The following is a 21,874-nucleotide window of genomic DNA, read 5'->3' on the forward strand; positions in this document are numbered from 1 at the left end:
GAGCCTGGCACTGCTGACGCAGCAAGCCGATCATTGGTGAATACTCCCATGGACACCGGTCTGGTACCGATGGTTTTCTGGGGCTCTACCAGAGCCACGGGCGAAAGCCAGCACACCGGCCCTCGCCTTGATCCCGATGGATGACTGGTGCAGATCAGCTCTGCAACCAGGCGAGCGAAAAACCGGATGCATGCTCATATGCGTCGATGCGGTGGAGGGCTGAAGCCGTTTCAGCTAAGCAGGGCAAGCCTGAGAGAGGAGTATTTATCTCTTGATCTAAGCCTTTCAATGGATGACAGAATTATTAGCGCAACGGAGTCACTTTTAATACTGTCTACGCCAGCCTGGACAATCTCCACGGTATTGCACCGATAGCAGAAGCGTTGATCAAGACGCTGGCGGGTAAGGCGCGCACGGGACGACTGGACGAATTGAAAGCCCTGGAACTTCTGCAGCAGGCAGTCTTGTTGTAAGTCATTGGCGGCGTCGATCGATCCGTCGTGAGCGCCAGGCCGTCTGGATTGGCGCCGGATTGCACGAGGCCCCGGTGGGACGGGAAACGGTTGTCACAGTCACTCACGAATTTGCACCGCCATCGGTGATGAAGCCGCGGACGCCCTGCCGGTGGGACATTGGAGCTGGCCGCGTTCATCGGGCGCAAGCGGCCCAACGCATGCCTGTTACGTTGCTGTCTGTCATGTCTGTTGTCTGTCCGTCATGTCATGTCAAAAGCCCGCCGTCGGTCCCCTGCCCTCTGCGAGACAGGCCATGGCGGCTGACTGGCATACCTGACCTTCAGTTATCGCATCCGTTAGGCGGCAATGAGTCGCTTTGCCGACATTCGCACATCGGCGGCGAACGTCAGCGCTCACTGCCAGCGAATGCGTCCTTGTGGCCGACTCGCGCCGAATGCGGCGGTCCCTGAACGACCCTGAAGCGACCTTCGCCCTCGTAATCTCCAGCGCCTTTTCGCGAAAGGCCATGAAAAGATCCACAGGGCTGTGACCGAATTCAAGGATCGTTACAACCGCGACCCGCGTCCCGAAAAGTTGGACCTCCAAGATCACCCTCGATAGCCCGTCAGAAAACGCCGATGAAGCTGGCCGCGACCTGCAAAAGCGTGTCAAACGACCGGAGCGGTGCAGCGGACAGATAAATGCTCGTTGATCCACCCGGACGCACCCGAGAAAGATGTCAGTTCGACGTACTACTCCCATCGTCCACGGATTACGGAGAAGTTATGGAGAACGGATAATAGAAAAACCAATGAACTCGATCTTACGGGAATCCCTGCCCTCAATCCGCAGTGATGGTTGTACCGTCGGGGAGCGATATGGAAACTGCGATTAGCGTATGGCCGTCGTGCGGATTGCCCGGTATCCATATCTGACCCGTAGCTGTTGCATCGATGTTCCCACGGCTTTGCAGCATCAATCTGGCGGAAGCTTGAGCGTGTTCTGGAGGCACCGCAGGATATCAGTGTCTTTAAAGGGTTTGTTCAGGAAACAGGCAGCGCCCGATTCGCGTGCACGCTCTTCGTACCCTTCACCTGCGAACGCGGTCATGAAGATGATAGGCATATTGAAGCCCCGCGCCCGCAACGCATCACTTAACACAAAGCCGTTCATTACCGGCATGTGGATGTCCGTGATGATGCAGGCGATCCGGTCGAGCGCCGTATCGCTTAGCAGATCCCGCCCGCTTCCGTACAGCTCGACTGCAAAGTCAAAGGAACGTACCAGTAGTCCGATGGCCTCCCTGACGGAAACGTCGTCGTCTACGATCGCGACGACGGGAACGGTAGTCACACGAAGTCCTCCGATATTGCCGGCATTTATTGAGCAAATCAGCAGCCGTGTATCGTCAGCATACTGTCAGCCACAGCTTGGCTAAATCATACGTTGGTATTGCAAAACTGGCTTTGCACGTGCCAGCCGCACTTAAATCGCAGTGTTGTGAATTCCCCATGCCGAGTTGACGGCGCTGCACGGCCCGGCAGCCCCGTGGTAGAAACTACGACGAAAGTGTTATGTTTCACAAGACCTTGGTTGTGGTATCGAAGCACGGACCCCGCAGCGAACGAACCCAACCGGATATTGTTTTTTTGTAAGGTACGTACATGCAAGGCGCTGTAGTCGCATCCGATGTTGTTTGACCGACGTCCGTAACCAGATTGCAGCACGCCGTGACCCCCTGAAGAGTTAGACGGTGACACGGCTGTTCGCGGCGGGCACAAAGATGAAATGGTTCTGATCGGCGACGACGATGAGGCAGTGCGTACGCGCGGGAGCAGCCCGCCAGGTTCGGTCGGCATACTGGCCGCAGCGCTTACCTCGGCCGCGGAACCGCCCGGATCGAACCATCCAGATTGTACCCGTCAAGAAACCTCGTCCAGTGGGCGAACCGCCGCCGCCAGTATCATGCGATGACGGTTGACGGGCACGCGTGTCTCGGAAGCATGCGGCCGAAACACAGTGTCGCCGAGGTGAATGGGCATGCCGGTCAATACACAATTGGACGGTCGATGTGCGATGCCTAACCGCCATACCTGGTCCGCGTAGTGGCCGGACTGCGGGTCGCTCCAGTAAACACTCAGGGTTTGCGAGGAAAGTTGCGCGACAATCGAAACATGAGCCGGGCGCGCTTCCGCGATTAACGGCTCGAATGATCTGATCGCCGCGCGTTTGCGTCGGCGAAGTTTCTTCATTCGGACGTATTCGGTCGCCGGTTGGTCCGGCTTTAACGATTCGGGTACCAAAAGCGCTATCAGCGCGCGTTGGACTATATCGTCGTCAAGTCGAGAAGCCATATCTCACTCCACGGATGTGCTTTGCGACGTCGAACTCGACCGAACTGAACCGTAATCACCAGCCGAATTTGGCCTCAACGCCCACGTAATCAGCATTGCGCGCGCCGAGCGGGCGGATCGAGTCACCCACCTGGAAGTGCACCGCCTCGAGCGCAAGCGCAACATTCGGACTCACGAGATAATCGGCGCGAATCTGCGCATACATCCCTGTCCAGCGTGTGCCCTTCCCCGCAGTGCCCGGCACCACGGCCATTCCTTGTCCGTAGATTGCGTCCGCCGTCGTCGCGCGCCACTGGAAACCCAGCGCCGTGAGTAGCGTGACCTTGGGCGTCACCTTGAACGTGATCGACGGCTTGACGTGGAACAGATTGCTATAGCCCGTGTATCCCGCCAGCGTGAAGTAGTACCCGTTCGGAAAGAGCGGATTGAAGGTCTCGACGCGCCCATCGCCAGGATGCCGGTCGCCCGATGCGCCATCGACCTGCAAGCCGACACGCGGCGAGCCTGCCACCGAGGCGAACGTGTAGCCGCCCAGCACCCCGAACGCCCACGCACCGATCGTGCTCTTGCCGACATGGCCCGTCTGCAGCATCGATTCCGCGTCCCAGTCGAACGGCGCAAGTTTGCCGGCGTAACGCACATCGAAGACGTCGCGGTGCTCGGTGCCCGTCGCATCGAGAAAATGCGCGTTGTCACGGTTGTAGCGCGACCAGTATGCCGACAGATCGCCCGGTCCCGTATGGGCGCGCTCGACGCGCACGCCACTGAACGTGAGATGCCGGTTCGACACGTCGTCAAATGCGGTGACGTCGCGGTACTGCACCGGCTGCGACAGATAGCCGATGAAGCGCCACTTGTCGATTTCATAATCAGCCCATACCGCGTCGAACGCCTGGCGCACGTTAGGGCCATCGCGTACCGACACGAACCGTTGCAAGTCGAACGCCATCTCCTGACGCCCCACCCGTGCCTTGAATGTACCGCCGCCCACCTCATCGACAAACGCGACAAATGCCTGCTCGATGTCGAGCTGATTCTTGTCGACGGGCGTCACCATGTTCTTGCCGAAGGGTCGCGCGTCTTCGAGCTGAAAAAACGCCTGCACGTGCTGACCGATGCGCGCATCGGCATGCACTTCAGCACGCTGGATCACATAGCTGTCAGGCCGCGTGCTACCGAGCCCAAACAGCGGCGTGTTGTTCAGTTCGAAGCGCTCACGCAGGTTCGCGCCCAGCGACAGATACGTCGACGGATCGTTGCCAAGCGGGATGTATTTGAGCGCATCGAACGGTTTGTGCTGCACGCATGGATTCGCCAGCACGGACCAGTCTTCCTGCCAGCGGTTGAACGAGAGCGCCGACGGCCGCTTCGCCGTGCATGCGGGCGCAGCGCCCGCGCCCGTATCCGCCGCGCTTTCGGCAGCCAACACCTTCGCACTGTCAGCTAACCCGCACATGGCCAGTGCGGCGAATGTGGCCGCCATCGACATTGCACGCTTCATCGACGAACGCCCCATCACTTCGACAGTTCGTGAATTTCGGCGACATAGCCGCCGGGGAACTCGACCATTGCCGTGCGTCCCTCGACCGTGCGGTTCGCGGGCGACAACACCTTCACGCCGACGCCCTGCGTCTTCGCGAGCGTCGCGTCGAGATCGGCGACCTGATAGCCCGTCATCTCTCGGCCAAACGGATACGGCAGCTTGCCGTCGGTGACAAACACGAGCATGTTGCCGAACCCGGATGTGACACGCACACGGCGGATCGTTTCGCCCGGACGGCCGATCTCGCCTGCATCCGCATGACGGTCATCCGACATGACCTTGCCATGCGAGAAGCGCACGAACCGCTTGATGAAGTTGTCCGCGGACTGTGGCGATACGTAGATGCGATTGTCCGGCACCGTTTCGAGCGGCCCATATGAAGGCGCATTCGTGTGCCAGTACAGCTGCATGTTGAGGCCGCCCGGCCACTGGATGATCGCGTCCTTGCCGATCGGATCGTCGAACGTATCGACGATCACGTCCGCGCCCGCTGCACGCGCCGCGCGCACGGCCTTGTCGATGTCGGTCACGAGATAGCCCGTGCGCTCATCGCCGAACGGATACGGAATCGGCGTCTGGAACGCGAACACCGATAACATGCCAACCGGCGTCTGTATGTATTGCGACGCGGTTTTGCTCGGCGTCGGCGTCACGGTGAAGACGGCGCGCTGCGAAGCCTTGCCGCCGAACGTCCCGACAAAGCTGTCGACGAATGCGTCGATGTCCTGGCTTGCGACATAGACGTGCGTGGTGTCGTACTGCGGACCGACTGACACGACCGGGCTGATTTTGCCCGCATTCTGGTGGTCGGCTTCGGCGAACGAGGGCGTGCCGATCAGGGCCACACCGAGCGCCGCCATCGACACGACAGCGACACGCAACATGCGATACATCTTGACGGTAGTCATAAAACACTCCTTGCTGGTGATGGATGCCGCCGCGATAAAACTTGCGAATCGCGGCGCAATCAGGTTCCCAGTCGCGTCGCGCCTGTCGTGCGCGACAGCGCGGCGAGCATGCACAGCGCGGCGAGCGGCAGCAGCAGCGCCCAGAACGACGCGAACAGATAGCCCGCCGCCCCGGCGCCCGCACCCACTGCAAATCCGCCGACAGGTGGCAGCGTGCGCAACAGCCGGCTGCGCGCCGCGTGCCGCGTCTTTTGATCCGTGTTTGAAAACAGCAGATCGAATGCATCGATCACGGCCTGTGTGACGTTGCCCGTCATGACCGTATTTGGGATGACCGAACGGGCCGTCAGACGGCCATGCGCGTTCTGCACGCCCATTGCCGCCGCGCCGAGCAGGCCACAGGCGATCGTCATCGGCGCGTCGGCATGAGTGATGGGCGCGGCCAGCACGCCTGCCGTCATGAAGGCGGCGAGCAACACGGCCTGTAGCGCGTACAACGCGCAGGCGCGCATGCCATGTCCGCGCGACAGCAGCCGGTTGTCCAGCACACGGGCGAACACGATGCCCGCGACGAAAGCGGGAAACGCGAGCCACTTGAGCACCAACCCCGTTCCCGCGCCCGCGAACGCCGAACCGATGAGGATGAAGTTGCCTGTTACGTGTGCGGTGAAAAGACCGAACAGCGCGACGAAGCCGAGCGTATCCACATAGCCTGCAATCGTCGCCAGCCACGCATCCTCGCCCAGCACATGATCGAGCAAAGGCGCGGCGAGCCGCGCGTCCGCGCTTACTGGTCCTTGCTGCATGACACGCTCGGCTTGGTGCTGGCAACGGTCGCCGCGCTCTCGATTTGCGCCTCAGGCGTGCGGATCTGGGCCTGCACGAACGGAATCGCATGCTCGCCGATCACCATCCCGAGCAGGCCCGCGAGTGCAATCAGTGGTGGCGCTGGCGATTGAACGCGCACGAGGTAATACAACAGGCCCACCACGAGGCCCGCGCCCAACGAAATCAGATATGGCATGGCTGCTCCTCACGCGCCGCATCGTCGATCGACGGGCGCCTTGACATGTACGGCACGTTCAACGTCCCGCTGTTTCGATCGTCAGACGGCTCGTGACGCCTGTCACGCCGCTGACGTTCTGCGCGCGCTGCTGCGCGCGTTCGATCTGGCTCGCCTCCGGGACCGAGCCCGCCAGCGTCACGGCACCCGAGTTGACCAGCACGGACATATGCGACATGCTCACGTCTCCCGACCGGGACAACGCCTTGCGCACGTCCGACGCCAGCTCGCGGTCGGCAGTCTTCATCGATCTGCGCTGCGCCTTGAGCGCGGCCTTCGCCTGCGCGGCCCCGGATGAAGCGTGCGCGGCATGCGTTTCGACAGGCGGGGAATATGACGTTGCGGCGTCCGCAGCCGCTGCGCGGCCCGTCACGACAGACAACGCCAACAGCGCGGTCACGAACTTCAACTTCATGGTTTCCTCTTGTTCAATCGAATGGCGTGGCTGTGTGGCCACTAAGTCTTTCTACGGCGCGCCGAGAATCAGCCCGCGGAAGTTCAGGCGGCAAAACCCCGGTTCGACACTGCGGTACAAAGTAGATGGCGCCGATGCTCGAGCCGGGTGCAGTCGGATGTCATATAGCAGTTCATGCGGTTCTCTCCACACAGTGATAGATCACACTGTTCTCTAGGTTTGCCGTTGACGAGAGGCATGCGGGGGCAGTGCGATCCGGTAGCGTCCCGCGCCACCGAGTGCGATAGTCCCGAACATGATCAGCAGCATCCAGGCGAACTGCCCCTGGCCGAGCGTCCATTCGCGATGCACGAGGCCTAGCGCGATCGCGCTGACCAGCATGATCGGCAACGCGGCAAGCCGCGTCGCGATGCCCGCGATCATCAGCAGCGGACAGACCACTTCGGCGAAGATTGCAAAGCCGAGCGTCAGCGTCTTGCCGAGGTGCAACGGGTCTTCGATGGCGTCGAGTTGACTCGCGTAATGGAGTACCTTCGGCAGTCCATGCACGAACAGCACGAGCGCGCTCGCTGTGACGCGCAGAAACAGCAGCGCAAGGTCGGTGGCGGAGAAGCGGTTCATCGCGTGCTTTAGCCTCAGAACGCAAAGCAGCTGCAACCGAGCGCGCCCCAGAACGAGTTCGCGTCGCTGGCGGGGACGTTGCTGCGCCACGCCCATGCATGCGCATGACGATGCACGCCGCACAGGTTGACGCATGCGTCGTTGCACGACTGCGCAAGCGGCGCCGCCGCCGGACGATAGCGCGCATAGCCGCCGAACTCGGCAACGGGCGACCACGTCGGGCTGACGGGCAGCGCCGGCGGACCAAACGTTTCGAACTCGTCGACGGCGTAGACGACGCGGCCGTTCACCACGGTCAGCACCGACGTCAGATGCCTGATCGCTTCTTCGTCGACCGTGAAGAAGTCATCGGACAGCACGGCGAAATCGGCGAGTTGACCCGGAACCAGCGCGCCCTTGCGCGTCTCGTCGTTCGAGAACCATGCGCTGCCGACGGTGTAACGGCGCAGCGCCTCCATGCGGTCGAGCCGGTCCTGAGCGGCATACATCGGTGTGCCACCCACCGTGCGTCCCGACACGAGCCAGTACAGCGACACGAACGGATTGAAGCTCGCGACGCGCGTCGCGTCCGTACCCGCACCGACGGGCAGTCCCGCCGCGAGCATCTGCCGCACGGGCGGTGTGCGCGCTGCCGCTTCCGCGCCATAACGCGCAATGAAGTATTCGCCCTGATACGCCATCCGGTGTTGAACCGCGATGCCGCCGCCAAGCGCCGCAATGCGCTCGATATTGCGTTGGGAAATGGTTTCGCAGTGGTCGAAAAACCAGTGCAGGCCGTCGAACGGTGTGTCGGCGTTGACGCGCTCAAATACGTTGAGAAAGCGCTCGATGGATTCGTCGTAAGTGGCGTGCAGACGGAACGGCCAGCGGTTCTGCACGAGCAGGCGTACGACCGCCTCGAGTTCGCTTTCCATCGCCTCCGGCAGATCGGGGCGCGGCTCGAGAAAGTCTTCAAAGTCCGCTGCGGAGAACACGAGCATTTCGCCCGCGCCGTTCACCTTGAGGAAGTCGTCCCCGTCGCCGGGCTTCGTGACCTTGACCCACTTCGCGAAGTCTTCGATTTCCTTCTTCGCGTTCTGCGTGAACAGGTTGTACGCGATACGCACCGTGAGTTCGTCGCGCTTCGCGAGTTCCATGATGACAGCGTAGTCGTCGGGATAGGCCTGATAGCCACCGCCCGCGTCGATCGCGCTCGTCACGCCGAGCCGATTGAGTTCGCGCATGAACTGACGCGACGAATTCAGCTGGTCGTCGAACGGCAGTTTCGGGCCTTTCGCGAGCGTCGCATACAGCAGGCCGGCGTTCGGGCGCGCGATGAGCATGCCCGTCGGGTTGCCGCGGCGGTCGCGCTGGATCTCGCCGCCCGGCGGATTCGGCGTGTCGCGGTCGTAACCGACGGCGCGCAGCGCCGCAGCGTTCAGCAGCGCGCTGTCGTAAAGATGCAGGATGAAGACGGGCGTGTCGGGCGCGATCGCGTTGATCTCTTCGAGCGTCGGGCCGCGCTTTTCCGCGAACTGGAATTCGTTCCATCCGCCGACCACGCGCACCCATTGCGGCGCCGGCGTGCGCGCGACCTGCGCGCGCAGCATCTCGAGCGCGTCGTGCAGCGACGGCACGCCGTCCCAGCGCAGTTCGAGGTTGAAGTTGAGGCCACCGCGAATCACGTGAAGGTGCGAGTCGTTGAGGCCGGGAATGACCGTGCGGCCTTTCAGGTCGATGCGGCGTGTGGCATTGTTCGCCCATTGCATCATGTCGTGATCGTTGCCGCTCGCGATGATCTTGCCTTTGGACACGGCGAGCGCCGTCACGAACGAGCGCTTGTCGTCCTGCGTCGCTATCTTGCCGTTGTAGATCACCAGGTCCGCAATGCGGGCGGGCTGAATGGTTGCGGTCATCGTCGCTCTCCGTCAAACGTGGTCAGGCTGGGGTCGAACGTCTCCCACGCGCGGCGACAGCGGCGCCGCGCGTGAGGCACAACAGGGAATACGTGGGGCGATCAGCCCGCTCAGCCCGCTTCGCTCGCGTGCTCGCCGAGAATCTGCTTCGCGTAGCGCACGCCGATGCCGTATGCGCTGTGCGCCTTGAAGATGTCCATGCAGCCTTCGTACGTTTCGCCGCGCGCCCAGTCGCGTTGCAGTTCGCACATGAACTGCAGCGACGTCATCGGCACCGCGCCGGCCTGCACGATGCGCTGCACGGCGCGCTCATGCGCTTCTTCCGTGATGTCGCCGCATGCGTCGGTCGGCACATAGATTTCGAAGCCTTCGGCCTGCATCTGCACGGTCGGAAACGCAACGCACACCTCCGTCCACAGGCCGGCGATCACGATCTTCTTGCGGCCCGTCGCCTTGATCGCTTCACGGAAGCCCTTGTCTTCCCACGAGTTCATCGACGTACGGTCGATCGGCTTGAGCTCCGGGAACACCGACTGCACTTCGGGCAGCAGATGGCCGCTGAAGGATTCGGACGCGATCGTCGTCAGAACGGTCGGCACCTTGAAGAGCTTTGCGCTCTTCGCGAGGATCTGCACGTTATGCAGGACGGTCGTGCGTTCATGCGAGTGCGTGCCGAAAAACATCTGCGGCTGATGGTCAATAAGCGCGAGCGCGCACGTGTCGGGCGTCAACAGTTCATAAGCCATGAAGTAGCTCCAGTTCTCGAGGATGCGAGGGATCGACACGGTTGCGTGAAGGCAGCCGTGCAAGACCCCCAGTTAGCGGAATGAGTCAGGTCGACGTTGCATCGGGTAAGCCGATGCAGATCCCCAGCAACGCGCAGAACCCGGTGTTGGCGTCGTGCGGTTGATCGGAGCGTCGTGGCACTGATCTTATTTCGGAGTCTGGCTCGTCTCCATGATCTCTTGGTGTGGGTCGGATAATCCCCCGGGACGGTATCGGAGTCCCAGGCATCCTTGCCTGAGTGTGCTTAGCCGCGGCTCGTATCACCTGCTGATGAGGCCCCGTGCAGGGTGGCCGGGCAAAGAAGCGGCGCTCTCGACGCCTTGGCAGTTGTCACTATGCGCGACAGTCGGGAATGCGTTACACACACTGGAAAGCGCGGATGCCTGGCAACTAATCCATAATTTGGCATCGCGTTGCCGTTCGGACTGGGACGACCGTGCAACAGGGATGGGGGCGCCTGTCACTACGCTGTTTTAAGCGAACACAACATGTGCAGGCACGATCGGATTGGCCACGCCCTGGAAGCCGGGAGCGTTTTCCCGTCCCCAGCAGGTCAGCACGCGCGTTCGACATCCTAGGAGCGCTGCCCCGGTGACTGAAGACGAATGCGATGGGAAGCGAGATGAGGTCGTTTCTTACCGAATTATCAGGAAATCCTGACAGTACCCGACAGGACATGACGAAGTAAGATCGTGCGACGCATGCTCCCTCTCAGCGCGAGCAAGGGCATTTACCTAACGGGGCATTCGGCGCTCGGATCCCCAATGTCGCAGGTCGTGACGAACAACAGTTCTGCCGATGTGTCGTTATTGGCAGGCGGACTTTGGAGAAATAGACGATGACACACAAGGATCCTGGGCCCGCTGGCGCCGGCGGACACATGGAGGAAATGGTGCTGGTCGTCGACGACGATGAGGCGGTGCGTACGAGCTTGAGCAGCCTGCTTCGCTCGATCGGGGTGCACGTGGCGCTCTTTGCGTCGGCAGCGGAACTGCTCGAGTTCCGGTTGCCGGACGTGCCTTGTTGCCTGCTGCTCGACGTGCGGCTGCGCGGTCCGAGTGGACTCGATCTACAGGCAAAGCTCGGGAAAATGGACATTCATATACCGATCATTTTCATGACAGGATTCGGTGACATCCCTATGACCGTCGCAGCGATGAAGGCCGGCGCCGAGGACTTCATGCCCAAACCGTTCCGGGATCAGGACCTGCTCGACGCTGTGAGAGCGGCGTTGGACAAGGACCGTGTGCGCCGGCAGAACCTGCAAAAGATCGACGAGATCCATGCCAACTATCTGACGCTGACGCCTCGTGAATCGGAGGTCATGGGACTGGTGGTCGCGGGTTTGTTGAACAAGCAGATCGGCGGCGAAATCGGCATCAGCGAAGTGACCGTCAAGATCCACCGAAAGCAGGCGATGCGCAAGATGAAGGCCCGTACCTTCGCGGACCTTGTGGTCATGGCGCAGCAGCTTGGCATTCGAAAAACCGGTCACTGAACCCGCCCGGTCGACACGGGCCCTGATCGGCGCGCCATGCTCACTGCAAGCCAGAAGGCGTCGTGCACACAGGGCTGTGCAATATGCGTAGCGGCCTACGTGACCGGTCCTATCATTAAGCATCTGGTCCGGTACTTGAGTTGGCCCTGCGCGAATCCTGAATCAGCTACCAGCGGACAGCGCTCAAATGACGACACCGAACGCCCACGCCGCCGTAAGCGTCTCTATTCAACGGGAGCACGGCGCGCCGGAACTGCGTTTTGACCATGTATGGCTCGCGCGCACCGAACGCGTCAAAATAGATTGTGCAGACGGAGTCACCTTCCACCGCGTGTTCGACCCGGCTACGCGAACCTGGTGGTTCGCGCGCAGCGCATACCTTGCCGCGACGGGCGGATGCGACCAGCTTCAGCGCGAGATAGAACTGGCCGATCGCCTGCAGCCGTCCTGGGCCGCAGTCCCAGTTGCAACGGTCTTGATCGCGGAGCAGATGTTCCTGGTCTTTCCCGGCAGCGGAACGTCGACAGTCCTTTCGACACTGGTCAATGGCACGATGCCGATCGCGGCGTTCCTCGGACTTGCGGTTGGCGCAACGCGGGCCGTTGCCGAAGCTCACGCGAACGGCGTGCTCCATGGCGACATCCGCCCGCAGAATTTTCTCGTCGACGGAGAAGAAGCGCTGCGCCTGACGGGATTCGGCCACGCAAGCGTGTTCGACGCGAAATCATCTGTGCTGCGCCAGCCGGCTGCGACGGCGCAGCCATACCTCTCTCCAGAGATGGCACGCCGTGACCCGTCGCGCGTGAGCGCCAAGGCTGATCTCTATTCGCTCGGAATCACGTTGTATGAACTGCTGACGGCATCCAGGCCGTTTGAAGCTGAATCGCCGGCCGCGTGGCAACACGCTCACGTCGCCATCGAACCGGCTCCCGTGCAGACGCGGCGCCCCGACGTTCCGGCGATTCTGGCCGACATCATCCTGAAGTTGATGGCCAAGGACGTGAAGGATCGCTATACCTCGGCGGCCTCCGTTCTGTCCGATCTGCTGCGCTGCCGCCGCGAATGGAGTACGCATGCCGCCATCGCGCCGTTTCCTCTCGATGTCAAGGGCTTCGCGCCCGCCTTGAACATATCCGGACAGCTGTTCGGCCGGAAACGGGAGATGGAAACGCTGGGCGCGGCGCTCGCGCGCGTCAGCGCGCGCGGCAAGTCGGAGCTCGTGTTACTGGCGGGCGGTGCGGGCACGGGCAAGTCAGCGCTCGTCGAATGGCTCGCGCGCGAGGCCAGCCAGCAAGGCCTGCGCTTTGCTGGCGGCAAGAGCGATCAGCTACAGCTCGATATACCGTTTGCGTCGATTTCACAGGCCATCCGGTCGATGACAATGACGCTGCTCGGTGAAGACGAGCCATCGGTTGCCCGGGTACGGGAGCGCTGGATCAGCCAGCTCGAGGGTCAGGGAAAGGCCATCGCCGAACTCGTTCCCGAAGTGGAGCACATAATCGGTGCCACGATACCGTTGTCTAACGTCCCGGCCGGCCAAGCTCAGGCGCGCGCAGAGCGCGCCATTCTGCGGACCTTGTCAGCCTTCGCACAGGACGGTCAGCCTCTCGTCGTCTTCATCGACGACCTGCAATGGGCAGATGCGTCGACGATCGGGCTGCTGAAAGCCTTTGCCACGCGGCCGCCGGACAACGTCCTGCTGCTCGGTGCGTATCGCGACCAGAGCGCACAGCTGGTTGAACAGCTTGACTCGTTTCTTGACGCAAGCCATTCCGGCACGGTTCCTGTCACACACATCCAGGTCGGCCCGCTCGCCGTTGGTGAACTTGGTGAACTCATCGGCTCAGCGCTGAGCGAATCGTCGAGCCATATCAGTACGCTTGCGCGTGCAATCTACGCCAGGACAGGCGGGAACCCGTTCTTCTCTTATCAGTTGCTGAGAACGCTGGTCGACGACGGCATCCTGTCGTATGACATAGAGAGTAGCCGATGGCACTGGAGCGAGACGGAGGTCACCAGCTGGCGATACTCGGACAACGTGATTGACCTGATGCTCCGACGCTTCGCCCGCCTGCCCGCTGCGGGCTCAGAACTGCTCCAGCAACTGGCCTGCATCGGCATCCGGTGCGAAGAGGGTTTGCTGGCCCGCATCGCACAAGCTGTTGTGCCCGCCATCAGGCAGCAGTTGAGCCCGTTCGTCGAGGCTGGACTACTGATCCGCGAACATGACGGCTACGCCTTTCAGCATGATCGGGTGCTCGAGTCGGCCTACTCGATCATCGACCCCGAAGTTCGGCCGCGCACCCACGCGCGGATTGCATCGGTCATGATCGAGTATTGGCCCGAACAGCTGGCCGAGCACGCATTTGAGATCTGCAATCAGATCGAACGGGCGTCGGGCCATGCACTGACGGAAGATGAACGTGTCGCGTTCGTCCGTGTGCAGATCGTGGCAGGCAAGCGTGCGAGGAGCGCCGCGGCACTGGCCCAGGCGGCCAGCTACATCAATGCCGCGTTCGATCTGATGGAGCCGTCATGGTGGTCGTCGCACTACGCGCTCGCATATGCGGCCACCCTTTCGCGTTGCGAATGCCTGCTCGCGCAGGCTGACCTCGCGAATGCCTCAAGCGAGATTGATGATCTGCTGAGGCGGCACTTGCCTGCCATTGACAAGGCTGCCGTACATCGTCTGAAAGCCATCCTGCAGACGGTACGCTCGGACTACGAAGGTGCGATCACGGCTGCGCTCTCGGGGCTCGCGTTGCTCGACGTCAATTTGCAACGCGGACCCACGCGAGCCCAGTTGCGCGCCAGCTATGACACCGTCCGGGCTGCGCTGCAGGGTCGTTCGATTGCAAGCCTTGGAACGTTGCCCGCAACGGATGACCATCGGATTCAGACCGTGATGGGCCTTCTGTCGACCCTCATCTCGTCGCTATTCGTGACTGACGGCATCAGCTTCCTGCACGTCGCGAAGATGGTCGAATTGACGCTCGACCATGGCGTCACGGCTGAGTCTCCATATGGGTTGTCGTGGTTCGGCGTCTTCATCGCCAGCCTCTATGGCGAGTATGAAGACGGACTCGCCTATGGGCTTGCCGCGTTGACCATCGTAAATCGCCACGGTTACGAAAGTGAGCGGATTGCCACGCTAGTCGCCCTCGACCAGGTTAGCGCGTGGACGCGGCCACTTTCTTACGCGCTCGGCCATGCTCAAAAGGCCAGGAAGCTGGGCCGCGCATCAGGCGACATCGGCATGGCCTGCTACGCGTGCAATCACATTGCGTCTGATCTGCTGGTGATGGGAGAGCACCTGCAACTCGTCGAGGAGGAAATCGAACGAGGACTGGAGCTGACGCGTCTGGTCCAGTACCAGGATATCGAACTGATCCTCTATTCGCAGCGGCACTTCACCCTCCGGCTGCGCAGTGGCGATGCGCTCCCGCCACACGGCGAACACGGCGACAAACACGCCGCCATAGCGTCGAGCGTCACAACGCGCATAGCTCAAAGCAATTCACAACCGACGCTTTTCTGGATCTGGCTGTACGACGGCATGGCAGCGCTATTCCTTCAGGATTTCGAGCATGCGCTAGCGAGCCTGCAGCACGCCGCTGAACTTACATGGTCCGCCCCTGCACACATCAACGTCGCCGATTGCCACCTGTTCATCGCGCTCGCAATGTCGCACTCGGAAAGCGCCGCGACGGATCTGGAGAGCGTAGTGACAGTCTTGTCTGCGCATCGCGAACGCTTTGATCGATGGGCGGCGCTCAACGCATTGACGTTCCGGAACAAGCTGCTGCTGATCGATGCGGAACTCGCGCGTTTGCGCGGTGATTATTTCGAGGCGCTGCTGTCCTACGAGCAATCGGCGGACGCCGCTGCGGCAGCAGGATTTGTTCATGAGCAGGCGCTCGCCCACGAGTTCGCCGGCATGATGTGCGAAGCGACTGGACTGCATTCGTCCGGCAGGCAGCATTTGCGCACCGCGCACGCCTGCTACCGGCGCTGGGGCGCCGATCACAAGGCAGGACTGTTGGCCATCCGCTATCCTGATCTCGTCGCGATGCAGCACAACACGCGGTCCATTACCGAGAAGAGCGGCAGCGGCGCAACGATCAACTGGGAGCTCGGCATCAATGCTGCGCAGGCGATGTCCGGAGAAGTGGTCATGGACCGGCTGATCGAAACGTTGATGACAAACGTGATCGTTCACGTCGGCGCGCAGTACGGGGTTCTCTTGCTGATTCGCGACGAAGGCCCGACCATCGAAGCATCCGCGCGCGTCTCTCAGGGCAAGGTTGCCGTGACCATCGGCACTGTCGCGCCCACCGAGCAGGCGCTGCCCCTCACGGTGCTCAACAGTGTGGTGCGAACCCAGGCGACCCTGGTGCTGGCGGACGCGATGGTCGATGCCCCGTCGCTCCTGACCCACGAGAGGCACGGCGGCTCTCTGCGCTCCGTGCTCTGTCAGCCCCTCGTGCGCGGTGGTGCGCTGATTGGAATCTTCTATCTGGAGAACAACCTCGCTCCCGGTGTGTTCGACAGCAGCAGAGTCGCGGACTTGGCTGTGCTCGCGCCACAGGTCGCGATTTCGCTCGAGACCGCGCGCCTGTACGAAGAGCTGATAAACGAAAACAACCGCCGGGTGAGCGCGGAAATGAGTCTGCGCGCCGCGCGGGCCGAGCTCGCGCAAACATCGCATCTTACTGTCATGGGTAGCCTGGCGGCATCCATCGCCCATGAGGTGAATCAGCCGTTGACCGCCATTGGCGCATCGGTTAATGCCTGCCTGCGCTGGCTGAACCGACCGACTCCTGATCTCACCGAGGTACAGGCGGGGCTATCTCACATCAAGCAGACAAGCGAGCGGGCCGAAGAAATCATACGGGCGCTCCGGTCGCTCGCGAGACAGACGCCTTCACTGCGGGCACCGCTGAGACCCGACGACGTAATTCATGACGTGCTCAACATGCTTCGCATGGAGATCGATGAGCAGCGTGTGACAGTCACGACACGGCTCGAAGCAGGAACTGCAACGGTAGAGGCAGACCGCGTACAGTTGCAACAGGTCGTGCTCAACCTGATCACGAACGCACTTGAAGCGATGGCTCAAACGCCCCCCGAGCGTCGCGAACTCATTCTGACCTCGTCGCACCAGCAGCATGAAATTGTGGTGGGCGTACAGGATAATGGGTCTGGGATTCCGGACGACATGCTGGTCCGCGTCTTCGATCCGTTTTTCACGACCAAGCAGGCGGGCATGGGCATGGGCCTTGCCATTTGCCGATCCATCATCGAAGCGCATGGCGGATCATTGGAGGTCCATCCCCACAACCCAGGTGGGTGTGAACTCGAATTCCGACTGCCCGTGTCCGATTTTTCCATTGTCCGGTGAAAACTTGACACCGGTACAGGGCGCGACGTCACGGCGCTATGATTCGCTTCCCGGAACGGCAGCTGTCTGGGGCGTACCTGACGTTCCCGCGTCCGGCCGAATGCGCTGGCGGATGACCGGTTGTGGCCCGACTGCTGTCTGGTACAGACTGCAGCAGCAGACCGACGAGCGACGTGTTCCAAGATGGGGCCGATAGTGTTTGCAAAATCCTGAACCATGGGGGCCCGCCGAACTGGCGCCTAGATCCGCGCGTCGACGCAGTTCAAAGGAGTGCATCATCCGCGCAGATCCGGCATACACGATGGATACCGATCCCGGTCAATTGTCGGGCGCCGACAGCAGTGATCCGAAAGATTTTCGCCAATGGGCTACTACGGCGCGCCTCAATCCCGTTTCCGGACACCGTATTTCGCCATATACGTTTCGCGAAGCGCGTCTTCCGATGCCGCGCCTCCGAAGCGGTAGGCGGGTGACAGCAACGGCAGCGCCTCACTCACGTCGATGCGCACGACATGATTCACCGGATAGTCTGAGCCGTTTGTTCGCCAGACCCACTCGGCGACTGATGCCCGAGCAGGATCGCCGGCAGCCAGCACACTTGCCGCCCCGTTGAAGCGATACCCACGCCGGGCGAAGACATCGACCACGTTGATCGAGATTGCCGGATTGCGTCGGAGATTCTCGACGGTCTGAGGCGAGGCGATATCCGCGAAAAACAGCGTGTCATTGCGCGCGACAAGCGACGCCTTCGGCGAAAGATTCGGCGATCCATCCTCGTTGACTGTCGCGACGAATGAAAGGATCGCGCGCTGGATGACGTCGAGCATGTCGGTGGTAAGAATCGGCATCATAGGCTCCAAAGTAACAGCGGCACAGTGCCACTGGAGCCTATACTATGAATTCGATGGCTTATCGCGTAGAGCCAAGATTCGGCAAACTCACCAGGCCATGATTCGCTCGCAAACAGGCACGCTTTCCCCACTCGACACGACTTCCGCAGAGCCCTTCTACCGGCAGATCTACGCCCGGTTTCGCAACGCAATGACGGACGGTCTTTTGGCGCCAGGCGACCGCATTCCGTCGGCTCGCGCGCTGGCCAGGGAACTGGGGTTGTCCAGAGGAACCATTGAGACGGCCTATTCGACGTTGATCGCGGAGGGATATTTCCAGCCTCGCGGTCAGGCCGGCACTTTCGTCGCGCCTGACCTGAAGCTGCGCATGCCGGCGCCGGCGGCTTCAGACCGGCCACCCGCTTACCCTGCAGGTGCGGTGAACATGCGCCCCGTGTCGATGCTGCCCCTGCAGATGGGTCTGCCGGCGCTGGACGCCTTTCCCCGAAAGATCTGGGCCCGCCTGGGGGCGCGTTGCATACGAGCCACCCGAGTGGCGGATATGGTCTATCCACCTGCACATGGTCTGGAGGCGTTGCGCAGTGCGATCGCCACTTATCTTCAGGTGGCGCGCGGGATCAACTGCTCCCCGTCACAGGTGTTCGTCACCTCCGGATATCGCAACACGCTGGAGCTGGTCGTCCACGCACTCCTCGAAGCGGGGGATCGGGTCTGGGTCGAAGATCCTGGCTTCCCGCCCACCCGATTGCTGTTGCAACACGCACGCATTGCGCTCACTCCCGTTCCTGTCGACGAGGAAGGACTGATCGTCGCGCACGGCATTGCCACTGCACCACGTGCGCGTGCCGCCGTTGTGACACCTGCGCATCAGAGTCCTCGCTGCATGTCGCTGTCGCTGCCGCGTCGCCTGGCACTGCTTGAATGGGCGTCGAAAAACAAGGCGTGGATTGTCGAAGACGATTACGACGGCGAATACCGGTACGTCAGCCGTCCGCTGCCCGCTCTCAAGAGCCTGGATCGCGACGGACGCGTGCTCTATGCAGGCACGTTCAGCAAGGTTCTGTTTCCCGGCATTCGGCTGGCGTACCTCGTCGTGCCTGAAGCGCAAGTTGAACGGTTCGAACGGATCAGCCAGATTTTCTCGGGCGGCGGGCCCGAACTCACGCAGGCCATAGTCACCGGATTTATGACAGAAGGTCATTTCGCCCGTCACATCCAGCGCATGCGAAAGCTATACGCCGAGCGCAGGGAAGTCACGGCAACGGGACTGGAGCAAACCCTGAGAGCGCACATGCGGGTCGATCCTCAGCCGGGAGGGATGCATCTGGTACTGCGCATGCGGGGCCGGGGCTCGGATCGCTTGCTCGCCGAGCGTTTACGGCGTCACGGCATGTATGCGCAGGCGCTGACCGACTGGAGCATCGGCAAGCAGGTAGAACCGGCCTTGCTGCTCGGCTTCACCAATATCGACTCGGAAAGCACCGCCGAAAAACTCGGAAGGCGCATCCTGAAGCTCATCTGAGCGTTCTCACGATTTGATCCCGGGCATTTCTCCGGCGCTATGGCCTATAAAAACAGGCGATTTATGGCTCTGTGCCAGTGGGCCATCGTGCCGCAAGATGACAACACGGTATAACCGATAGCCCTTCCAGAGGGCCCACGATGTGCGGTGACGCCGCTCGCGATGAGGCCGCGCCGCATGGCGGTCATTGTCGCCGCGCCACTGCACTTTCGAGGGAGTCCAGCCATGAACGATCTTTCCGCCTTCCCGATCACACGCAAATGGCGCGCACAGCACCCTGAACACATCCAGCTCTATTCACTGCCGACGCCGAACGGCGTCAAGGTCTCGGTCATGCTCGAGGAAACCGGGCTACTGTACGAACCACATCTGGTGCGTTTCGATACCCATGAGCAGATGTCGCCCGAGTTTCTCTCGCTCAACCCCAACAACAAGATTCCCGCGATTCTCGATCCAGCAGGCCCGGATGGCAGGCCGCTCGCCCTGTTCGAATCGGGCGCAATTCTGCTGTATCTGGCGGACAAGAGTGGGCAGTTCATTCCGAAAGACGCGGCAGGCCGCTACGAAACGATCCAATGGCTGATGTTCCAGATGGGCGGCATCGGCCCGATGTTCGGTCAGATCGGATTCTTCAATAAATTCGCCGGCAAGGACTACGAGGACAAGCGACCGCGCGATCGCTATGTCGCCGAATCGCGCCGCTTGCTCAACGTGCTCAACGGGCGCCTCGCCGGGCGCGCCTGGATCATGGGGGACGCGTGCACGATCGCCGACATGGCTACCTTCCCGTGGGTGCGCAATCTGGTGGGCTTTTACGAGGCGAGCGATCTGGTCGGTATCACCGATTTTCCACATGTCATGCGCGCATTCAACGCATTCCTTGAGCGTCCTGCCGTTGTGAAGGGTATCGATATTCCAAGCCGCGTATAGAACGCTCCTTCAATTCTGGTCGCAGTGCAAAGCGCAGACCAGGCGACCAGCAAACCTCTTTGGCGACGCATGGCTTTGGTCTTGCGCCCCGCCAGTGCAGACGGAGTTCCGACCATGACCCGTGTCGTATCCGCAACCAGCTCGCGGGCTACTTACGCCCATTGGCACTTGACCCCCGCAGTCCTGGCGCTGGGCTATCCCTGGTATCTCGCCCGCTTTTATGACGCGGCCGCTGCGCATCATGCGCTTTCCGCTCTCGCGGCGCTCGCCGTCGTTCTCGCCGTTCCGGCAAGCGCGTTCGTCAGCCTGTACTCGCTCGGGCGACAACCGCTGATAACGTCACGCGATGTCATTCTTCAGCGTCTCGCGCATTTCACGTTTGCGTCACCGCCGCTTTTTGTCATCGTGGGAGTCTTTCTCTATCTGATGAAAATTAACGGCGCAGACGCAAGGGTGTGGCTCGGTATCTGGGCCGCCGTGCTCTGCGCCGCCATGCTGGCCTTGCTGACGAACCCGGCCGTCGATAAGCATGCACCCGCCGTGCGCCGCCTGGCGCCGGTGCGAGTGATGCATGGCGTGGCATCAGCCGCGATCATTCTCGTGTTCCTCTTCCCGCACCTTGGCAATCACGCGGTCGGCATTTTGGGCGCGGACACGCATAAGGCGGTCATGCTGGTCCTGCGTCATCTCTACCGCGCCGGATGGATCGAACCGATCCTGATCGCGCTCTTCGTGTTCCAGATCGTGAGCGGCCTTGTGTTGCTGTTGCCCAAGCTGGGGGAGAAGCGGGATCTGCTTGGCACGCTGCAAACGGCATCGGGTGCCTATCTGGTGATATTCATCGCGTCGCATATCAACGCGGTGTTTGTCCTCGCGCGATACTTCGGCACTGATACGGACTATGCATGGGCTACCGGACTGCCGGGCGGTCTCATCGCCGATTCCTGGGATGTGCGCCTGATCCCGCATTATGCTCTGGGCGTATGGCTGATCCTCAGTCACATCGTCTGCGGCCTGCGCACGGTCATGCTGGCGCACGGCGTTTCCATGCCTCGAGCCAATGCCATTAGCTGGACGTTGATTGGCGTCACATCGCTGTGGGCGGCAGTCATCGTTGCTGGTATGGTTGGCGTACGGATCTGACGCTCGGTACGCGCCACGAAGTCAGGATCGGGTACACCCATTCGAATTCCTCAAGACCGGTCGTTCATAGATGACCACCGGCCGCCGATCGCAGTCGGACGGCATGCCGCCTGGAGGCGTCCCTCGCTTTGTCGCCGCTGGATGTTTTGGGCAGGCACGGCACCCTTAAGCCGGTCTGAGCGCTTTCACAAAACGCTGATAGGCCGGTGAATCACGCTCCTGATATTGGCAGAACCTCGTGCGCCCATGCCTTCGAAGAATGGGTGTTATTCGCCCGAGCTATCTACCGGCGCGACGCTCGTTCTCCGATGATGAGACCCAGGACGAGCCCACGGCTCGCCGACCTTAACCGATACCACTGAGTAACGAACGGGAGACCCATCATGTCGCTTCAGGACAAGCTCGACGCATTCAAGGCCGATTTCAAGGCGGGCAAGCCGCCGTACAACGCACCGCCCGAAATCCATCCGATCATGGAACGCGCGACGG

The 21,874-nt window shown here is 61.5% G+C and carries 16 protein-coding genes and 1 pseudogene; 6 read left to right on the forward strand and 11 right to left on the reverse strand.

Going from position 1 to position 21,874, the window contains the following annotated elements; all coding sequences use genetic code 11:
- Window positions 1-1,430: 1,430 nt before the first annotated feature.
- The 10 genes from GCT13_RS41760 to GCT13_RS41805 form a co-directional block, all read right to left on the reverse strand.
- Window positions 1,431-1,808: a response regulator gene (locus tag GCT13_RS41760; RefSeq protein WP_321574973.1), complete on the reverse strand. Its 378-nt coding sequence runs from the start codon at window positions 1,806-1,808 to the stop codon at window positions 1,431-1,433.
- Between the two features lie 569 nt (window positions 1,809-2,377).
- A complete protein-coding gene (locus GCT13_RS41765) occupies window positions 2,378-2,707 on the reverse strand; it encodes a DUF3331 domain-containing protein (RefSeq protein WP_227747287.1) in 330 nt (109 codons plus the stop codon).
- 157 nt (window positions 2,708-2,864) lie between these two features.
- Window positions 2,865-4,325, reverse strand: coding sequence for an alginate export family protein (locus tag GCT13_RS41770; RefSeq protein ID WP_407670934.1), 1,461 nt, complete (start codon window positions 4,323-4,325; stop codon window positions 2,865-2,867).
- Window positions 4,325-5,260 (reverse strand): glyoxalase, encoded by a 936-nt coding sequence (locus tag GCT13_RS41775; RefSeq protein WP_152767675.1) that lies wholly within the window; start codon window positions 5,258-5,260, stop codon window positions 4,325-4,327. The genes GCT13_RS41770 and GCT13_RS41775 overlap by 1 nt, the downstream gene beginning before the upstream one ends.
- A 59-nt stretch (window positions 5,261-5,319) precedes the next feature.
- Window positions 5,320-6,066: a YoaK family protein gene (locus GCT13_RS41780; protein ID WP_152767676.1), complete on the reverse strand. Its 747-nt coding sequence runs from the start codon at window positions 6,064-6,066 to the stop codon at window positions 5,320-5,322.
- Window positions 6,048-6,284 (reverse strand): DUF1427 family protein, encoded by a 237-nt coding sequence (locus GCT13_RS41785; protein WP_152767677.1) that lies wholly within the window; start codon window positions 6,282-6,284, stop codon window positions 6,048-6,050. The genes GCT13_RS41780 and GCT13_RS41785 overlap by 19 nt, the downstream gene beginning before the upstream one ends.
- A gap of 58 nt (window positions 6,285-6,342) precedes the next feature.
- Window positions 6,343-6,738 (reverse strand): BON domain-containing protein, encoded by a 396-nt coding sequence (locus GCT13_RS41790; RefSeq protein WP_152767678.1) that lies wholly within the window; start codon window positions 6,736-6,738, stop codon window positions 6,343-6,345.
- Between the two features lie 213 nt (window positions 6,739-6,951).
- Window positions 6,952-7,359 carry a DoxX family protein gene (locus GCT13_RS41795; protein ID WP_152767679.1) on the reverse strand — a complete coding sequence of 136 codons (408 nt, stop codon included), beginning with the start codon at window positions 7,357-7,359 and terminating at the stop codon, window positions 6,952-6,954.
- A gap of 14 nt (window positions 7,360-7,373) precedes the next feature.
- Entirely contained in the window at window positions 7,374-9,254 is a 1,881-nt protein-coding gene (locus GCT13_RS41800; RefSeq protein ID WP_152767680.1) for an amidohydrolase, read from the reverse strand.
- Window positions 9,255-9,364: 110 nt separating this feature from the next.
- Complete coding sequence (locus tag GCT13_RS41805) at window positions 9,365-10,000, reverse strand: hydrolase (RefSeq protein WP_152767681.1); 636 nt, start codon at window positions 9,998-10,000, stop codon at window positions 9,365-9,367.
- Window positions 10,001-10,878: 878 nt separating this feature from the next.
- Here GCT13_RS41805 and GCT13_RS41810 point away from each other — a divergent pair.
- Both GCT13_RS41810 and GCT13_RS41815 read left to right on the forward strand, forming a co-directional pair.
- A complete protein-coding gene (locus tag GCT13_RS41810) occupies window positions 10,879-11,538 on the forward strand; it encodes a response regulator transcription factor (protein WP_152767682.1) in 660 nt (219 codons plus the stop codon).
- A gap of 187 nt (window positions 11,539-11,725) precedes the next feature.
- Entirely contained in the window at window positions 11,726-16,939 is a 5,214-nt protein-coding gene (locus GCT13_RS41815; protein ID WP_152767683.1) for a trifunctional serine/threonine-protein kinase/ATP-binding protein/sensor histidine kinase, read from the forward strand.
- Between the two features lie 383 nt (window positions 16,940-17,322).
- On the opposite strand, the gene GCT13_RS41820 is transcribed toward GCT13_RS41815, so the two are convergent.
- The gene (locus tag GCT13_RS41820; protein ID WP_227747288.1) at window positions 17,323-17,790 is read right to left on the reverse strand and encodes a pyridoxamine 5'-phosphate oxidase family protein; all 468 of its coding nucleotides are present in this window, start codon (window positions 17,788-17,790) and stop codon (window positions 17,323-17,325) included.
- Window positions 17,791-17,887: 97 nt separating this feature from the next.
- Here GCT13_RS41820 and pdxR point away from each other — a divergent pair, with 97 nt between their 5' ends.
- From pdxR to GCT13_RS41840, 4 genes and pseudogenes are all read left to right on the forward strand, one after another.
- The gene (gene pdxR, locus GCT13_RS41825) at window positions 17,888-19,312 is read left to right on the forward strand and encodes a MocR-like pyridoxine biosynthesis transcription factor PdxR (RefSeq protein WP_152767685.1); all 1,425 of its coding nucleotides are present in this window, start codon (window positions 17,888-17,890) and stop codon (window positions 19,310-19,312) included.
- Window positions 19,313-19,537: 225 nt separating this feature from the next.
- Window positions 19,538-20,242, forward strand: coding sequence for a glutathione binding-like protein (locus GCT13_RS41830; RefSeq protein ID WP_152767687.1), 705 nt, complete (start codon window positions 19,538-19,540; stop codon window positions 20,240-20,242).
- A 114-nt stretch (window positions 20,243-20,356) separates the two neighbouring features.
- A complete protein-coding gene (locus GCT13_RS41835) occupies window positions 20,357-21,385 on the forward strand; it encodes a hypothetical protein (protein ID WP_152767686.1) in 1,029 nt (342 codons plus the stop codon).
- 383 nt (window positions 21,386-21,768) lie between these two features.
- Window positions 21,769-21,874, forward strand: a pseudogene (locus GCT13_RS41840) (peroxiredoxin-like family protein); the annotation flags it as partial.

The sequence above is a fragment of the Paraburkholderia franconis genome (genome assembly GCF_009362735.1).
Taxonomy (GTDB): domain Bacteria; phylum Pseudomonadota; class Gammaproteobacteria; order Burkholderiales; family Burkholderiaceae; genus Paraburkholderia; species Paraburkholderia franconis.